We start from the raw sequence: 19,825 nt of genomic DNA, 5'->3' as shown, positions 1-19,825 counted from the left end.
GGGGGATTTGTCATGGCTATTGCCATTGTCGGGATTTCGTGCCGTTTCGCTCAGGCGAGAGACCTTTCGGAATTCTGGGCACAGCTCAAAGCGGGCGCGAATCTGATCACCGAGATCCCGGCTGAGCGGCGGGACGGTGATGAAGCCTACGAGGCCGGGGCTCGCTGGGGCTCGTTCATTTCCGGGGTGGACCAGTTCGACGCCGGATTCTTCGGCATCTCGCCGCGCGAAGCGGCCGCGATGGACCCGCAGCAGCGGCTGACGCTCGAACTGAGCTGGGAAGCCTTGGAGGACGCCGGAATTGTCGCGGAGTCCATGCGGGACACCCGGGCCGGTGTCTTCATCGGCGCGGGCCGCGACGACTACGCGAGGCTGACCGCCCGCGACAGTTCCCAGCACACTTTCGCCGGCCTGCAACGCGGGATCATCGCGAACCGGGTTTCGTACTTCTGCGGGCTGCGCGGCCCGAGCATGGTCGTCGACACCGGCCAGTCGTCCTCGCTGGTCGCGGTCCACCTGGCGTGTCAGAGCCTGCTCTCCGGGGAATCGGAGATCGCGCTCGCCGGCGGCGTCAATCTCAACCTCGCCGCCGCGAGCGCGCAGGAGGCCGAGCGGTTCGGCGGTCTCTCGCCTGACGGGCGGTGTCACACCTTCGACGCGCGGGCCAACGGGTTCGTGCGCGGCGAGGGTGGCGCGGTCGTGGTGCTCAAGCCGCTGGAAGCCGCGGTGGCCGCCGGTGACCTGATCCACGGCGTGATCAGCGGCGGCGCGGTCAACAACGACGGCGGTGGTGACGGGCTCACCGTGCCCAGCCAGGCCGCGCAGGAAGAGGTGCTGCGGACCGCGTACGAGCACGCCGGTGTCGATCCCGTGCAGGTCGGGTACGTCGAGCTGCACGGGACCGGGACCAAGGTCGGCGACCCGATCGAGGCCGCCGCACTCGGTGCCGTGCATGGGAAAGCGCGTCTCGACGGCGACCCGCTGCCGGTGGGGTCGGTGAAGACCAATCTCGGTCATCTCGAAGCGGCCGCGGGGATCGCGGGCCTTCTCAAGGCCGTGCTCGCCATCCAGCACAGGGAGATCCCGGCGAGCCTGAACTTCGAGACCCCGAATCCGCAGATCCCGCTTGACGCGTTGCGCCTGCGCGTCTGCACCGAGGCGAAGGCGTGGGACGCGGGGCCGAGGTTCGCCGGAGTGAGTTCGTTCGGCCTGGGCGGGACGAATTGTCATCTCGTGCTCAGCGAACCACCGGCAGCTCCCAAGACGCAAGCCGTTGCCGCGAAGGAGCTTCCGTTCGTCCTTTCTGGACGATCACCTGAAGCGTTGCGAGAGCAGGCTGTGCGGCTCGGCGAATACGTCGAGAACCACCCCGAGATTTCCCTGCTGGACCTCGCCTACTCCTTGGCGACCACGCGCACCGCGTTCGAGCATCGGGCCGCGTTCACGGCGTCGGCACGGGAAGCGTTGCTGTCCGGCCTGCGAGCGATCGCCGAGGGCCACGAGACAGACACGCTCGCAGGCGGTCAGCCCGGCTGGGAGACGGTGTTCGACGGCGCCAGCGCCGTCCGGCTGCCGACCTACCCGTTCCAGCGCACCCGGCACTGGGTCGACGCTGTGCGACGGCCGGTGCGCACGAAGCCGCGGACCGGAGACGACGACGCGCTGCTGAGGGTGGTGCGCGAGCAGGCCGCGCTGGTGCTGGGGCACGCCGATCCCGCCGACGTCGATCCCGACCGCAAGTTCGCCGAACTCGGGTTCACCTCGCTCATGGGCGTCGAGCTGTACGAGCGGCTCCAGCCGCTCGTGGAGACGCAGGTGTCCCAGACCGCGTTCCTCAACTACCCGACGCCCCGCGCGCTGGCCGAGCATCTGCGTGCGGCACCCGAGACCCCGGCAGCGCGTCCCCAGGCAGGGCCGGTCTACGAGCCGGTGGCGATCGTCGGCATGGCTTGCCGGTTCCCCGGGGGCATCGCCACGCCGGACGACCTGTGGCGGGTGGCGGCGACCGGGGTCGACGCGATCGGCGAGTTCCCGGCGGACCGTGGCTGGGATCTCGACACGCTCTTCGACCCGGACCCCGACCACGTCGGCACCTCGTACACGCGAAACGGCGGTTTCCTTTACGACGCGGGGGATTTCGACGCGTCGTTCTTCGGCATCTCCCCGCGCGAGGCGCTGACCACCGACCCGCAGCAGCGGCTGCTGCTGACCACTGCCTGGGAGGCGTTCGAGAGCGCGGGCATCGATCCGGCGTCCGTGCGGGGCAGCCGGACGGCGGTGTTCGCGGGCACACTCAACCACGACTACATGCCCAGGGTGCACACCGTCCCCAAAGGACTCGAAGGCCACCTGATCACCGGAAACACCTCCAGCGTGGTGTCCGGGCGGCTCTCGTACTTCTTCGACTTCCGCGGGCCCGCGATCACGGTCGACTCGGCGTGCTCGTCTTCGCTGGTCGCGATGCACTTGGCGACCCAGTCGCTGCTGCGTGGCGAATGCTCGCTGGCGCTGGCTGGCGGCGTGACGGTCATGGCGACGCCGGAGATGTTCATCGAGTTCTCGCGGATGCGGGGGCTTTCGCCGGACGGCCGGTGCAAGCCGTTCGCGGCCGCCGCGAACGGCACCGCCTGGGCCGAAGGCGCCGGGCTGCTCGTGCTGGAGCGGTTGTCGGACGCCGAGCGCAACGGGCACCGGGTGCTCGCCATCGTGCGCGGCTCGGCCGTCACCCAGGACGGCGCGTCCAACGGCATTTCCGCGCCGAGCGGGCCCGCGCAGGAACGGGTCATCCGCGACGCGCTCGACAGCGCCGGGCTGACCCCGGCCGACGTCGACGCGGTCGAGGCGCACGGCACCGGGACCCCGCTCGGCGACCCGATCGAAGCGCAGGCACTGCTCGCCACCTACGGCCAGGACCGCGAGCGCCCGCTCCTGCTCGGCTCGCTCAAGGCCAACATCGGGCACGCCCAGGCCGCGGCCGGGGTGGGCGGTGTGATCAAGATGGTGCAGGCGATGCGGTACGGGCTGCTGCCCAAGATCCTGCATTTCGACGCGCCGAGCCCGCACGTCGACTGGGCGAGCGGGCAGGTCGCGCCGCTCGCCGAGCACACCCCGTGGCCGAAGTCCGATCGGCCGCGCCGCGCGGCGGTGTCGTCGTTCGGCATCAGCGGCACCAACGCGCACGTGATCCTCGAACAGCCGCCCGCCGAACCACAGCCCACGCGCCGGGTGCTGCCGCTGGTGCTCTCGGCCAAGACCGAGGTCGCGGTCCGCGAGCAGGCGGCCCAACTCGGCGAATGGCTCGAAGGCGACCCGGAACTCGACCTCGCCGACGCCGGGTTCACGCTGGTGACCGGCCGGGCGAGGTTCGACCACCGCGCGGCCGTCGTCGGCCGGGACCGTGACGAGTTCCTCGCGGGATTGCGCGCGATCGCCGCGGGCAAGGCGGCGGCCGGTACCGCGGTCGGCCGGGCCCACGGGAGCAGCAGTCCGGTGCTCGTCTTTCCCGGGCAGGGCACGCAATGGGTGGGCATGGCGGTGGACCTGCTGCGCACCAGTCCGGTCTTCGCCGAGCAGATGGCCGCCTGCGAGCGGGCGCTGGGTGAGTTCGTCGACTGGTCGCTGACCGAGGTGCTCGCCGACGAGACCGCACTGGAGCGGGTCGACGTCGTCCAGCCCGCGCTGTGGGCGGTGATGGTCTCGCTGGCCGCCACCTGGCGGGCGCACGGTGTCACGCCTGTTGCGGTCGTCGGGCACTCGCAGGGTGAGATCGCGGCCGCGACCGTCGCGGGTGGACTGTCGCTTTCGGACGGTGCGCGAGTGGTCGCGTTGCGGAGCAAGGCGATTCGCGCGTTGTCTGGCCAAGGAGGCATGGCTTCGGTCGGCCTTTCCCGGGCTGAGGTCGATGCCAAGATCGAGCGATGGGCGCCACGGCTGTCCGTCGCGGCGGCCAACGGCCCGGCGTCCACTGTGGTCTCCGGCGAGCCGACGGCGCTGGACGAGTTCGCCGAGGCGCTGGCGGCCGACGGCGTGCGGGTGCACCGGCTGCCGGTGGACTACGCGTCGCATTCGCCGCAGGTGGAGCAGCTGCACGAGGTGTTGCTGCGTGAGCTGGGCCCGATCGTGCCGCGCACGAGCGAGGTGCCGTTCCACTCCACGCTGACCGGTGAGCTGATCGACACCGCCGGGCTGGACGCCGAGTACTGGTACCGGAACCTGCGCAATCCGGTGGAACTGCACCGGGTGCTCGGGGCGCTCGCCGAGAAGCACGCGTTGTTCGTCGAATGCAGCCCGCACCCGGTGCTCACCGTCGGCGTGCAGCAGATCCTCGAAGAGAAGGCACGCGACGGGCACGCGCTCGGCACGCTGCGGCGCGGCGATGGCGGCCTCGACCGCTTGCTGCTGTCGCTGGCCACCGCGCACGCGCATGGCGCGAACGTCGACTGGGGCACGGTGTTCCCGAGCGGCAGGCAGATCGACCTGCCCACCTACCCGTTCCAGGTCGAGCGGTTCTGGATGGTGCCGACGCCCGCGGCGGCCGCGGGCACCTCGGAGCACCCGCTGCTCGACACCGTGATCCCGCTCGCGGGCACCGAGGGCTTGGTGTGCGCGGGCAAGCTGTCGCGGCAGAGCGCTCCCTGGCTGACCGACCACGCGGTGACCGGGACGGCCCTGCTGCCGGGAACCGGGTTCGTCGAGCTGGCACTGCACGCCGGTGAGCTGACCGGCTGCGCGACGGTCGAGGATCTCGTGCTCGAACACCCGCTGCGGATCCCCGAGCGGGGTGCGGTCGAATTGCAGGTGGTCGTCGGCGGACCGGCCGCCGACGGCAGGCGGGACGTGACCGTCCACTCGCGACTGGACGACGAGCCGTGGACCCGGCACGCGACCGGGACACTCGCCCCGGCGGTTACGGCAGGGGATGCGCTGACCGCCTGGCCGCCGCCGGGCGAGGTGGTCGCGCTCGACGACGCCTACGAAACGCTCGCCGACCTCGGTTACGAGTACGGTCCGGCGTTCCAGGGACTGCGCGCGATGTGGCGCGACGGCGACGACTTGTACGCGGAGATCGCACTGCCGCCGGAAGCGGGCGACGCCGAGCGGTTCGCGATCCACCCGGCGCTGCTCGACGCCGCGCTCCACCCGGTCATCATCGCCGCGCCCGATGAGCTGCGGCTGCCGTTCTCCTTCGCGGACGTGTCGCTGCACGCACGCGAAGCGACCATGCTGCGGGTGCGCTTGTCCGCTGTAGGTGGGGCTTTCGCGATCACGGCGGCGGATGGGGCCGGGGCGCCCGTGTTCAGCGCGCGGTCGCTCGCGCTGCGGCCGATCTCGGCGGAGCAGCTGGGTTCGGCGGAGCGTGGCCATCTGCGATCGTTGTTCAAGGTCGAATGGAAGCCGGTGTCCAGCACCGGCGATTCCGAGGGCGATGTGGTGATCGCGCACGTTCCCGCTGAAGGCGAGGTACGCGACCGCGTCGGGCATGTGCTCGGGCTCGTGCAGGATTGGCTCAACGACAAGGGTTCCGACTCGAAGAAGCTCGTCGTGGTGACCAGTCGCGCGGTCGCGACGGACGACGTCGACCTGGCGAGCGCGCCGGTCTGGGGACTGCTGCGCACCGCCCAGTCGGAGAACCCAGGCCGGTTCGTGCTCGTCGATCTCGAGGAACCGGCGCCCGAACTGCTGCGTGCGGCCGTGGCCACGGGGGAGCCGCAGGTAGCCGTGCGCGACGAGCGGCTGCTCGCCCCGCGCCTGGTCAGGGCGGCCGTCCCGGACGACGCGGCGCCGACGGCGCTCGACCCGGCCGGAACCGCGCTGATCACGGGCGGGATCGGCACGCTGGGCCGGTTGTTCGCGCGGCACCTCGTCACCCGATACGGCGTGCGGCACCTGGTGCTGACCGGCAGGCGCGGGCGTGACACCGAGGGCGCGGCCGAGCTGGAAGCGGAGCTGACCGGCCTCGGCGCGCAGGTGACGATCGCGGCGTGTGACGTCGCGGACGCCAACCAGCTGGCCGGGGTCCTGTCCGGTCTCGAACACCCGTTGACCGTGGTGATCCACGCGGCGGGCGTGCTCGACGACAGCACGGTCGCCGCGCTCGACGCGGAGCGGTTGGACACCGTGCTGCGCCCGAAGGCCGACGGCGCCTGGAATCTGCACAAGCTGACCGAGCACCTCGATCTCGGCGCGTTCGTGCTGTTCTCGTCGGTCGCCGGGATCGTCGGCAACCCGGGGCAGGCCAACTACGCCGCCGCCAACACCTACCTCGACGCGCTGGCCGCTCACCGGCGGGCGGCCGGGCTGCCCGCGACGACACTGGCGTGGGGGTTGTGGGCGCAGGACACCGGCATGACCGGGCATCTGAGCGCGCTCGACCGGACGCGGATGGCCCGCAACGGCCTGGTCCCGATGGACGCGGAACTCGGCCTCGCGCTGTTCGACGCCGCGCTCGCCTTGGACGAGGCGCTGGTGGTGCCCGTCCGGCTCGACCTGGGCGCGCTGCGGGAGGCGGCCAAGTCCGGCACACGGCCGCCGCTGTTCACGGAACTGCTGGGCACCGTCCGTGCGCCCGCCGCGGGGCAGGCGGCGTTGACCCCGGTCCGTGACGAGAAGGCGATGCTGGACCTTGTCCGCGCGACGACGGCCACCGTGCTCGGGCACGGCCCGTCGGACTCGGTGAGCGACGATCAGGCGTTCGGCGAGGCGGGCATCAACTCGTTGTCCGCGCTGGAATTGCGCAACGAACTCAATGCCGCGACCGGACTGCGGCTTCCGGCGACCGCGGTGTTCGACTACCCGACTCCGGCCGCGCTGGCGAGCTATCTCGCCGACCAGACTTGGGGATCCGCACCCGCTGTCGTGGCGGAGCGGCCGCGCGCGTCCACTTCGGACGAACCGATCGCGGTCGTGTCCATGGCTTGCCGGTTGCCGGGTGGAGTGTCCGATCCAGACGGTCTGTGGCGGCTGGTGGCGGAGGGCCGGGACGCGGTGGGGCCGTTCCCGGCCGGACGCTGGGACGTGGAGTCGCTCTACGATCCGGATCCGGACGCGCCGGGGAAGTCGTATGCGCGGCATGGCGGGTTCCTGGATGACATCGAGTCGTTCGACGCGGGCTTCTTCGGTATCACGCCGAAAGAGGCCGCCGCGATGGATCCGCAGCAGCGGTTGCTGATGGAGACGACGTGGGAGGCGCTGGAGCGAGCCGGGATCGTGCCCGCGTCGCTCGCGGGCAGTGGGACCGGTGTGTATGTCGGCATGATGGCCAGCGATTACCTGGTCGGCTCGCGGCTGGATCAGCTGGACGGGTATGTCGGCACCGGGTCCGCGCTGAGCGTGGCTTCTGGGCGGTTGGCGTATGCGCTGGGGCTTCATGGGCCCGCGTTGACGGTGGACACGGCGTGTTCGTCGTCGCTGGTGGCGGTGCAGTTGGCGGCGCAGGCTCTGCGGTCCGGGGAATGCGATCTGGCGCTTGCCGGTGGTGTGACGGTCATGGTCACGCCGCAGCTGTTCGTCGAGTTCAGCCGGTTGCGTGGGTTGTCGCCGACGGGGCGTTGCCGGTCGTTCTCGGATGACGCTGACGGCGCTGTCTGGGCTGAGGGCGCGGGAATGGTCGTGCTCAAGCGGTTGAGTGACGCCCAGCGAGACGGTGACCCGATTCTGGCTGTGTTGCGCGGGATCGCGGTCAATCAGGATGGCCGGAGTCAGGGGCTGTCGGCGCCGAATGGGCCCGCGCAGGAGCAGGTGATCCGGCGGGCGTTGGCGCAGTCCGGATTGGAGCCGGGTGATCTCGACTACGTGGAGGCGCACGGGACGGGCACGCCGTTGGGTGATCCGATCGAGGCGAACGCGCTGGCGCAGGTCTTCGGCGACCGGGAGCGGCCGCTGTACGTCGGCTCGCTGAAGTCGAACCTCGGGCATGCCCAGGCGGCGGCGGGTATCGCGGGGCTGATCAAGGTGGTGCAGTCGCTGCGCCACGAGACATTGCCCGCGAGCTTGCACGCCGAGACGCTGAGCCAGCACGTGGATTGGGACGGCAGCGGTCTGCACGTTCTCCGGGAGGCGACCGCGTGGCCTGCGTCCGGCCGGGTCCGGAGGGCTGGGCTCAGCTCGTTCGGGATCAGCGGCACCAACGCGCACCTGGTCATCGAAGAGGCGCCCGAAGTGACGGCCGGGTCGGTGCCGGACTCGCCGGTGACCCTGTTCCCGTTGTCCGGACGTACTCTTCCCGCTCTGCGAGGGCAGGCGAGGCGGCTTCGCGAGTTCCTGGAAAGCAGGCCTGAGCTGGCGTTGTCTACGGTCGCGGCGACGTTGGCCCATCGCCGGACCCACTTTGACCACCGCATCGTGGTGCGGGCGTCCAGCCGGGACGAGTTGCTGGCGGGCTTGCGGGAGCTGGCCGACGGGGGAGCCGACGACTCGATCGGGACCATCCGGCAGCCGGGCAAGATCGCGTTTGTTTTCCCCGGTCAGGGCGCGCAGTGGGCCGGGATGGGCCGGGACTTGCTCGAGACCGACGCCGTCTTCGCGGAGACGGTCGAGCGCTGCGATGCCGCGTTGAGTTCCTTTGTGGACTGGTCGGTGCGGGCCGTGCTGCGGGGTGACGCAGGCGCACCGTCGTTGGAACGCGTGGACGTCGTCCAGCCCGTGCTGTTCACGGTGATGGTGTCGCTGGCCGCGGTGTGGCGGGCCCGTGGGATCGAGCCGGAGGCCGTGGTCGGGCACAGCCAGGGCGAGGTCGCCGCGGCCTGTGTCGCCGACGCGCTGAGCCTGGAGGACGCGGCGGCGGTCGTCGCCGTGCGCAGCCGGGCGTTGACCGAGTTGTCGGGCACGGGCGGCATGGCCGTGGTCGCGCTGTCCCGTGCCGAAGTCGAGTCCCGGCTCGCCGGGCGGGCGTCGATCGCCGCCGTGAACAGCGGCCGGGCGACCGTGATCGCCGGGGACGACGAGTCGCTGGCGGAGCTGCTCGCCGAGTTCGCGCGGGACGAGATCTTCGCGCGCCGGGTCGACGTCGACTATGCCTCCCACAGCCCGCTGGTCGAGCCGGTCCGCGACCGGATCACCGCCGAACTCGATGGCATCGCCCTGTCCGCGCCAGAGATCGCCTGGTACTCCACGGTGACCGGCGAGCAGGTCGCCGGGGACTCGGACGGCTACTGGTACGAGAATCTGCGTCAGCCTGTCCTTTTTGGACCGACCGTCGAACGGATGGTCGCCGAGGGCTACCGCCACTTCGTCGAGCTGAGCCCGCATCCGGCGTTGCTGACCGCGCTGGAGACCATCGACGACGAGCTGGTCGCCGTCGGTTCGCTCCGCCGCGATGAGGACGGCATGGCCTGCCTGGACCGCGCGCTCGCTGAGCTTCACGTGCAGGGACTCGCGATTGACTGGCGGCGCTTGGTTCCTGAAACGGGCACCGTGGATCTGCCGACCTACGCCTGGGACGGCCAGCGCCACTGGCTCGAACCCGAGGCGGCCGCTGACGGGCCCGGCCTGTTCGATCGCGCGGCGCATCCGCTGCTCGGGGTTCAGGTGCAGTCGGCCGACGAGAGCCGGTGGACCTTCCGTAACGAGTGGTCTCCGTCCACAGTGGACTGGCTGCCGGATCACGCGGTGTTCGGGCGGATCGTGGTGTCGGGCACGACGTTGCTGGAGCTGTGCCGCGCGGCGCTTGCCGTCGCCAGGCCGGATGACCCGGCCGATGTGGTCGACCTGCTGCTGATCGCGCCGGTCGTGCTGAGCGGGCCCGTCGAGGTGTCCGTCGAGGTGATCATCACCGAGGCGGCGCCGGAGATCACCGTCCACAGTCGACTGCGTGGCGAGCCGTGGACCCTGAACGCCACCGCGTCCGCGGCCGAGGCGGCCGTGACGACCGGGCGTCCGCCGGTGTGGCCGGAAGCCGGGGAACCGGCGTGGGGCCCGGAGACCTACGACGAGCTGACCCGGCTCGGGCTCGGCTATGGCCCGGCCTTCCAGTGCGTGCGGGACGTGGTCGTGACCGGCGAGGGTGAGCTGCTGGCCCGGCTTTCGCTGCCGTCGTCGGCGCGGGACGTGGCCGACCCGTATCCGGTCCACCCCGCGCTGCTGGACGCCGCGTTGCACGTGTCGGCGGCCTTCGAAGGCGGTATCGCCGCTGGTGGCCGGGTGCAGCTGCCGGTCTCGATGGGGCGCGTGAGTCTCGCGCGCGCTGGGGGACATGACCTCGTCGTGTCGGTGCGGCGAACCGACTCCGACGGTGATCTCACGCTGGACGTGACCCTGTGGGATGCCGACGGTTTCGCTGTGGGGCGCCTGGAGAACGTGCGATCGCGGTCGGCGAGTCCGGTCGACCTCGCCGAGGGTTCGGGCAACGGGCGGCACCTGTACGAGGTTGCCTGGACGGCCGTGCCCGAGCAGCCCGCCGAGCCATCGGGGGAATGGACGGTCCTCGGCGACGCGGCGATTCGGAGCGAGATCGAGGCAGCCGGAATCCGGGTAAGCGACACGGGCGGCGAGGTCGTGGTCCGGGTGTGGCCGCAGGGCACGGCGCGGGAGCTGGCCGAAGCGGGTCTCGCCGAACTCCAGGCGTTGATCGCCGCGGGCGAGGACGCGCCCAGCCGGACCATCTGGGTGACCGACGGCGCGCTCGCGGCGGGCGACGGCGACACGGTCCCGAACCTGGAGCAGTCGGTGCTGTGGGGCCTGGCCCGCACCGCCCGCGCCGAACACCCAGACCTCGGCCTGACCCTGGTCGACGGCACGAACTCGCTGGTCGCGGCCCTGCTGCAGGCCGACGAGCCCGAGCTGGCCGTCCGCGCGGGCACCCTGCTCGCGCCCCGGCTGGTCCGCGCCCTGGGGGTCGTGAGTGATGCCGACGGTTCTAACCGTTCGGATCACTCACGACCCCAGGGTGAGGGTGCCGTGCTGATCACGGGTGGGTTGGGCGGTGTGGGCCGGAATATCGCCCGGTTGCTGGCCGAGCGCGGGGTTCGGAAGCTGCTTCTGACGTCGAGGCAGGGGCCTGCTGACTCGCGTGCCGCCGAGATCAGCGCGGAGCTGGGCGCTCTCGGGGCCGAGGTCGAGGTGGTGGCGTGCGATGTCTCGGTAGAGGCAGAGGTCGCCGAGGTGCTCGGGAGCGTTGAAGCGCTGCGGGGTGTCGTGCACTGCGCGGGCGTGCTGGATGACGGGGTCGTCGCCGACCTGACGCCCGAACGGCTGGCCAAGGTCATGGGGCCCAAGGTCGACGGCGCCGTTCACCTGCATCGGCTGACCGCCGGGCTGCCGCTGGAGATGTTCGTGCTGATCTCGTCGGTCGCCGGGGTGATCGGGAACGCGGGGCAGGCCAACTACGCGGCGGCCAACGTCTTCCTCGATCAGCTCGCGCACCAGCGGCGGGCGGCGGGGCTGCCGGGTGTTTCGCTCTCGTACGGCGCTTGGGCCGACGAGGGGCTGGCCGTCGATCATGCCGATCTGAAGCGGATGGCGCGGTTCGGGTACGGCGCGTTCAGCTCGGAGCAGGGCCGCGATGTCACCGAACTCGCGCTGCGGCACGGCGGTTCGCACGTCGTCGCCTGGAACCTCGCGGTGTCGCGGCTGCGTGCCACGCCGTTGTTGCGCTCGCTGCTGCCTGCCCAGCGCGTTGAGAAGGATGACAGCCTGGCGGACCGTCTCTCGGGGTTGTCGGAAGCGGAACGCGCCGAGCGCGTGCTGGCGCTGGTGCGCGAGGAGACGGCTCGTGCGCTCGGTTTGCGGTCGACGGATTCCGTCCGGTCCGACCAGCCGATCCGCGAGCTGGGCATGGACTCGCTGACCGCGGTGGAACTGCGGAACCGGATCGGCGCGCGCGTCGAGTCCCGGCTTCCGGCGACGCTGTTGTTCGACCATCCGACGCCGGCGCGGCTCAGTGAGTACCTGCTGAGCACCGTGTTCGCGACGAACAGCCGACCGGTCACTGTGGAGCGACCTCGGGTGTCCACTTCGGACGAACCGATCGCGGTCGTGTCGATGGCTTGCCGGTTGCCGGGCGGGGTCAGCGATCCCGAAGGTTTGTGGCGGCTGGTGGCGGAGGGCCGGGACGCGGTCGGGCCGTTCCCGGCCGAGCGGTGGGACGTGGAAGGGCTCTACGACCCGGATCCGGACGCGCCGGGGAAGTCGTATGCACGGCATGGCGGGTTCCTGGATGACATCGAGTCGTTCGACGCGAGTTTCTTCGGTATCACGCCCAAGGAAGCCGAGGCGATGGATCCGCAGCAGCGGCTGTTGCTGGAGACGACCTGGGAAGCCTTGGAGCGGGCGGACATCGTGCCCGCGTCGCTCGCGGGCAGCGGCACCGGCGTGTACGTCGGCATGATGGCCAGCGACTACCTGGTCGGCTCGCGGCTCGACCAGATGGATGGCTACGTCGGGACCGGGTCCGCGTTGAGCGTGGCCTCGGGTCGGCTCGCGTATGCGCTGGGGTTGCACGGTCCCGCGTTGACGGTGGACACCGCGTGTTCGTCGTCGCTGGTGGCGGTGCAGTTGGCGGTTCAGGCGCTGCGCTCGGGGGAGTGCGACTTGGCGCTCGCCGGAGGCGTGACGGTCATGGTCACGCCGCAGCTGTTCGTCGAGTTCAGCCGGTTGCGGGGGCTCTCGCCGTCCGGTCGTTGCCGGTCGTTCTCCGATGACGCCGACGGCGCTGTCTGGGCCGAGGGTGCCGGGATGGTCGTGCTCAAGCGTCTGAGCGACGCGCAGCGAGACGGCGACCGGGTTTTGGCGCTGCTGCGCGGAATCGCGGTCAATCAGGACGGCCGGAGCCAGGGGCTTTCCGCGCCGAACGGGCCAGCGCAGGAGCAGGTGATCCGGCGGGCGTTGGCGCAGTCCGGGCTGGAGCCGGGCGACCTCGACTACGTGGAAGCGCACGGCACCGGCACTTCGCTGGGCGACCCGATCGAGGCCAACGCGCTGGCGCGGGTCTTCGGCGATCGGGAGCGGCCGCTGTACATCGGGTCGCTGAAGTCGAACCTCGGCCACGCTCAGGCGGCCGCGGGCGTCGCCGGGTTGATCAAGGTTGTGCAGTCGCTGCGCCACGAGACCCTGCCCGCGAGCCTGCACGCCGACACACTGAGCCGCCATGTCGACTGGGACGGCAGCGGCCTGCACGTGCTTCAAGAAGCGACTGCGTGGCCTGCGTCGGGCCGGGTCAGGCGAGCCGGGCTCAGCTCGTTCGGGATCAGCGGCACCAACGCGCACTTGATCATCGAAGAGGCGCCGCCGGAGACCGTCGAGCCTGTGGACAGCGTTCCTGGCCAGCGGCTTTACGTCGTGTCGGGCCGGAGCGAGTCCGGGCTGCGCGGGCAGGCCGCCCGGTTGGCCGAGTACTTGACCGAGGACACCGACTTGGCGGGCGTCGCCGACGCACTCGCGTGCAACCGCAGCCACTTCGAGTGGCGATCCGCGATCGTGGCGGGTGACCACGCGGAACTGCGCGCGGCGCTGAACCGGGTGAGCGAAGGCAGGATCACGCCGCCCCGTGAGGAATCGGGCAAGGTGGCGTTCGTCTTCTCCGGGCACGGCGGCCAATGGCCCGGCATGGCGGTGGACTTGCTGAAGGACTCCGAGGAGTTCCGCGCCGAGCTGAGCCGGATCGACTCGGAGATCGAACGGCAGGCGGGCTGGTCGGTCCTCGAGGCGCTGCGCGAGGGTCTGCCCGACGGGACCGAGTACCTGCAGCCGGTGTTGTTCGCGGTCAACGCCGCGCTGGCCGCCGCTTGGCGACCGCTCGGAGTCACCCCGGACGCGGTGGTCGGCCACAGCCTCGGCGAGATCGCCGCCGCCTATCACGCGGGTGCGCTGGGCCTGGAGGACGCCGTCGCGGCGGTGCTCGGGCGAGCGAACGCGGCGGCCCCGCTCGTCGGGCAAGGCGGCATGATCTCGGTCGCGCTGCCGGTGTCCGAGACCGAAGAACTGCTTGCCCCGTATGCGGATCGGCTGTTCATCGCCGCGGTCAACAGCCCCAGTGCGACCGCCATCGCGGGCGACGCCGACGCGCTGGCCTCGTTGCGCGCGGAGCTGGAACAGCAGGGCATCGACGTCCGAGTGCTGACGACTCCGTTCGCTTCGCACACCCCGTTGATGGAACCGGCGCGCGAGGTGCTGCTCGATCAGCTCGCGGGTGTTCAGGGACAGGCCGTGCCGACCCCGTTGTACTCGACGGTGCTGGCCGAGCCGGTCACCGGTGATCGGCTGGATGCCGAGTACTGGTACGGAAATTTGAGCAAGCCCGTGCGGTTCGCCGACACGATCCGGCGGATGCTCGACGACGGCTATCGCTACTTCGTCGAACTCAGCCCACATCCGACCTTGCTGTCCGCCATCGAGGCGACGGCGGCCGAAGCCGGGATCGAGGCGATCGGCGTCGGCTCGCTGCGCAAACAGCAAGGCCGCGAGGCATTGCTGCGAGGGCTGGGGGAGCTGTACGTCGCCGGGCACACTCCACAGTGGACGAGCCAGGGCAGGCGCGTCGACCTGCCGACGTACGCCTTCGCCACCGAGCGCCACTGGCGCACGCCTGTGGTGGCCACCGGCAGCGGCTCAGAGCTGCTCGGCACGCATGTCGAGTCCAGCGACGAGCCAGGCCGTCACCTCTACCAGTGCGAGATCGACTTGCGGGACAGCCGGTTCGGCTACCTGGCGGAGCATCGGGTCAACGGCGAGGCTTGGCTGCCCGGCGCCGCTTTCCTCGGCATGGCACTGGAAGCCGCCGGGCCCGGCGCGCATCTCGTCGACGTGCAGTTCGTGCGGCCGCTGGCACTCGACCCGGAAAAGCCCGTCCGGCTGCAGCTGGTGTTGCGGCCCGCCGGTGAGTTCACCATCGCCTCCTCAGCGGGCGAGGGCTGGGAGCGGCACGTCAGCGGACGCGTCGAGACGAGCGGCGAGGAGTTATCCGACCTGCGGCTCGACGCGGTGCGCGCGGAGTGCGCCGACGAGGTCGACCTGCCTGCCGTGTACGCGGGGTTGAGCGCGCGCGGAATCGAGTACGGACCGGTTTTCCGGGCTCTGGAGCAGGGAAAGCGGGGACCCAAGACGGCCGTGGGGCGGCTGGAATCCAGGTCCGCACCGGGCTACCTGGTGCACCCCGCGATCCTCGACGCCGCGTTCCACACGGCCGTCCTGCCCGGCGACGCGCCGACCGGGACGTTCGTGCCCGCCGGGGTCGGACGGCTGCGCTTCACCGGCCTCCGGGGCGCTCCGGCGTGGGTGAGCTGCCGCCTGCGGTCCGTGTCCGAAGACTCCGCCATCGTCGACTTCGGCATCTGGGACGAGCACGAAAACCTGTTGCTGGAGATCGAAAACCTGCGGCTCGCGGCGCTCTCACCGCTCGACGGCGCGTTGTTCGAGACGCGGTGGCAGCCACGGCCGGTCGCGCAAGGCACGTCCGTTGACGGTCCCTGGCTGATCCTGGCCGACGAAACCGGAGTGGCCGACGAACTCGGCGGCCGTCTCCACACGGCGGTCATCGCCCGTCGCGGCTCGGCCTTCGCCATCGAGGGACCGGATCGTTACGTCGTCGATCCGACCGATCCTGGGCACCTGGAACGGTTGCTGCGAGAAGCTTTCGCCGACGGCCCGCCCGCCAGAATCGTCCAGCTGACCGCGCTCGACGCCCCGGCGATCGAGGACGCCACGTCCGCCGAAGAGGCGGCGCGGCTGTGCTGCCTGAGCACGCTGAACCTGGTGCGTGCGCTCGACAGCCGCGCTCCGCGCCTGTTCGTGGTCGTCCGCGGCAGCCAGACGGCCGGGGACAGCACCTCGGTCACGAACCCGCAGCAGGCGCTCGCCTGGGGTTTCGGGCTCGCGGTCGCGCAGGAGTACCCGGAGCTGGCGACCACGCTGATCGACCTGCCACCGTCGGAAGGCATCGACGAGTTGTGGACCCAGCTGTGGCACGCGGACGACGAACGCCTGGTCGCGCTGCGCGGGTCTTCGCGACTCGTGCCGAGGCTGGCTCGTACGCAGCCTGACGGCGGTGACTTCTCCGCGGAGGGCGTGCACCTGATCACCGGTGGCCTCGGCGGTCTCGGTCGCGTCGTGGCCGAGCGGCTGGTCCGGCGGGGTGTCCGCAGTCTCGCCTTGGTCAGCCGTGGCACGCCCGACGCGGAAACCGGTGAGTGGATCGCCGGGCTAGAACGGCAGGGCGTTAGAGTCCACTTAGGACGTGCTGACGTCGCCGACCGTGAGAGTCTCGCTGCCGCGCTGGATGCGTTGCGGCGCAAGGCAGGTCCGATCAGCACGGTCGTGCACGCGGCCGGTGTGCTCGACGACGCGACGATCGCGAACCTGACCGAGGAGAACGTCCGGCGCGTCCTCGCGCCCAAGGTTCTGGGCACCGCGCTGCTCACCGAGCTGGTGCCGGAGTCGGAGAACCTGGTGCTCTTCGCCTCGGTGGCCGGACTGCTCGGCTCGGCGGGGCAGAGCCCGTACTCGGCGGCGAACGCGTTCCTCGACGCCTGGGCGCATCACCTGTCGCGCACCGGCCGCCGGGCGTTGAGCCTGGACTGGGGCGCCTGGTCCGGCGTCGGCATGGTCGCCGACTCCGGCGCAGAGCTGAGCCGGTCCGGCGTGCTCGCCTTCTCCCCGCAGGAGGGCGGCGACCTGTTCGAGCGGGTGCTGACCACCGGCCGCCGCCAGCTCGCGCCACTCGCGCTCGACACGCGGCTGCTCGACGCCCGGCCGATCCTGGACGACCTGGTCACCGCCACGGCCGCCTCGGACGACCTCGCTTCGCACGTCTTCGAGGCGACCACCGACCAAGACCGGATCACCCGGCTCGACGCCTATGTCCGGGCCCGGGTGGTCGACGTGAGCGGGGCGGCCGGTTCGTCGACGCAATCGTTGAAGGAACTGGGTTTGGACTCCCTGATGGTCGTCCGGTTGCGCAACGCCTTCGTCCGCGACCTGGGCGTCGAACTCCCGGCAGCGGAGGTGTTCGAGGCCGACGACATCAGCGCCCTGGCCCGGACGTTGGCCCAGGCTCTTCCCGAGCGGGCGGTCCGGCCGGAGGCGGCCGTGAGCGCGGCCGAGGTGCCCGACCCCGACGTCCGGCCCGCGACCCGCGATGTCGTGCGGCTGCTGCGCAGCGCTCAGCCGGGCATGCCCGCCGCGGCGCACGGCGTCGGCCTCGCGCTGCGGTTGACCACGCCGACCAGCCGCGACGAGCTGAGCGGCATCCTCACCAAGCTCGGTGCCCGGCACGCGGCGCTGCGCACCGGGATCGTGCCCGCCGAGTCGGGCGGCTGGGAGCTGAAAGTCGACCGGAAGGTGGCCGACCTGCTGTATTGGACGGTCGCCGCGGGCGAGCTCGACCCGGCCGAGCGGCTGCGCACGCTGCTGGAACCGCCGTTCGACCTGGCGCAGCCGTCGTTGTGGCGGTTCGAGCTGGTCGACGCCGGCGAGCAGGGGCAGGTCCTGGTGTTCGGTGCGCATCACGCGGTCAGCGATCTCCAGTCGCTGCTGTTGATCGCCGGGGAAATCGACGCCGGGCTGGGTGGCGCGCCGCTCGACGGCACGATCACCAACCGCGATCTCGACCTGCTCATCGAGGCCCAGCAGGGCGGCGGCCGGGCGACCGCGGAGTGGCGCGAGCTCTTCCACGGCAGCAAGCGGCTTGACCTGGAACTCGCCCAAGCCCGGCCGCCGGTGCGTTCCTACCGCTCGGGCAGCGCGAGTGTGCCGATGCCCGCCGAGCTGATGGACCGGGTCACCGCCGCCGCGAACCGGCTGTCGATCACCCCGGCCGCGTTCTGTCTCGGGACGTTGACCGTGCTGCTGGCCAGGAAGCAGGAACGGGAGCGGTTCGTGCTCGCCGTGCCCGTGGACACTCGCATCCACGCCGACGCGTACGACGCCGTGGGCTTCTTCGGGGTGCCGGTGCCGTTCCCGGCCGAGGCACGCGCGGGTGAGCCGGTCGCCGAGGTGCTGCGCCGCACGGATGGGCGGCTGCAACGGATCCTCGACCGCGGCGCGATGTTCTCCGACGTGCTCGCCACGCTCGCGCGTCAGGGTTTGCGCCGCGAGAACGCGCCGCTCGTGGAGGTCTACTTCAACTACATCCGGTCGTCGGGACGGCTGAGCCAGGTCGAGGTGCTGCCCGCGGGCACCGGCTATTCCGACCTCGATCTGATGATCACCATGATCCCGGACGCGGCGCTGATCCGGCTCGACTACAACCTCGACATCCTCGACGCCGCAACGGGTTCCGGGCTGGGTGAGGAGTTCGTCCGGCTGCTCGGGGAGCTGACCGAGGACACGAGCGAGCGGACGTCCGCTCCCGAGTTGGCGCTCGCGGCCACCTTCGCGCTCGGCACTCTGCCGTTGCTGTGCTCGGCGGCGCTCGGAGCGGACGGGCCGAAGATCGCCGAAGCGCCGTATCACCAGGTTCTCGCGGCGCTCAAAGATCCCGCCGGGGTTTTCGCGGCTGCGGAGATCGGGATCGTGCTGCTGCGGGCGGCCGACCTCGGCCGGTTCGGCCCGGTGGACGACGCGATGCTCGCCGAGTTGCGCACGGCGTTCCCTGCGGCAATCAAGGCGAGTCGTAAGCCGCTGATCGTCGGCTTCCTGCCCACCGCGGGCCAGGAAGAGCGCTTCACGCACTGGGAACGTGAGATCGCGGCGGAACTCTCGGAGCTGCCGGGCATCGCGGTGCTCGACGACTGGGACCCTGGCACCAGGGAGCGTTTCGACGAGCGGACCGACCGGCTGGCGCATCTGCCGTTCACCGCGCCGTTCCAGGCGGCGGTGGCGTTGCGGCTCGCCGAAGTGGTCAAGGCGGTGCGGCGGCGCGCGCCCAAGGTGATCGCGGTCGACGGCGACGAGACACTGTGGGGCGGGGTCGCGGGCGAGATCGGGCCGGAGGCCGTCGATCTCGGCGGGCCGCGTGCGGTGCTGGCGCGCAGGCTGCTGCAGTGGCGGCAGGCGGGCGCGGTGCTGATGCTCGTCTCCAACAACGACGAGGCCACCGTCCGCGCGGTGCTCGACCGTCCCGACAGCGTACTGAAACCAGAGCATTTCAGCGTGTTCTCGGCCGCGTGGGGTCCCAAGCCCGAGCGGCTGGCCGAGGCGGCGCGCACGCTCAACCTCGGTGTCGACAGCTTCCTGTTCCTCGACGACAACCCGGCTGAGATCGCGAAGGTGCGGGCGGCGCTGCCCGAGGTCCTGGCGGTGACCTGTCCGCCAGCGGACGAGCTGGCCGAGTTCCTGGCCAGGCTGTGGCCGCTCGTCCCGGCGGCGGCGACCGCCGAAGACGCGTTGCGCGCCAAGTTCTACGAGCAGGAGCGCGAGCGGGACGCGGCCAGCGCGCAGGCGGGCTTCGAGCAGTTCCTCGCCGAGCTGGACCTGGAGGTCGACATCACGGCCGTGTCCGATGTGGACATACCGCGAGCGGAGCAACTTGTCAGCCGTACCAATCAGTTCACGTTGCGCGCACGCTCGGCGGACGGCGGCGACGTCGCGCGCTGGCGTGAGCGGGGTGAGCTGTGGATCGCCGCGGCGCGTGACCGTTTCGGGGACTACGGGCAGATCGGTCTGCTCGCGGTCCGTGCCGAGGAGGGGCACTTGGACGTGATGGCGTGGCAGCTCAGCTGCCGGGCGCTCGGGCGTGGTGTCGAGGAACGCCTGCTGGAGTGGCTGGCAGGCCGCGCCGAGGAACTCGGGTGCGCGACCGTCCGGCTGACCGCCGAACGCACCCCGCGCAATGTGCCCGCCCGGCGGCTGCTGGCCGCGCTCGGCGGCGGTCACTCTGGCGATGAGCGGCTCGAGGTCGTCCGCACCCCGGATGAGCTGCGGGTATTCCGCTCTTGGGAGCAGTGATGACTGGAGG

General features: G+C 71.2%; 1 protein-coding gene. It reads left to right on the top strand.

Translation table 11 applies throughout. From position 1 onward, the window contains the following. The first annotated feature begins 12 nt into the window (after positions 1-12). Positions 13-19,815: a type I polyketide synthase gene (locus BLV57_RS37225; RefSeq protein WP_176968984.1), complete on the top strand. Its 19,803-nt coding sequence runs from the start codon at positions 13-15 to the stop codon at positions 19,813-19,815. Positions 19,816-19,825 lie beyond the last annotated feature (10 nt).

This window comes from Amycolatopsis xylanica (assembly GCF_900107045.1).
Lineage (GTDB): Bacteria > Actinomycetota > Actinomycetes > Mycobacteriales > Pseudonocardiaceae > Amycolatopsis > Amycolatopsis xylanica.
This window is presented reverse-complemented; position numbering and strand designations above follow the sequence as displayed.

What these genes read in the sequence shown, in the direction of transcription:
- BLV57_RS37225 (WP_176968984.1), top strand. Translation starts at nt 13, where the DNA reads ATGGCTATTGCCATTGTCGGGATTTCGTGCCGTTTCGCTCAGGCGAGA.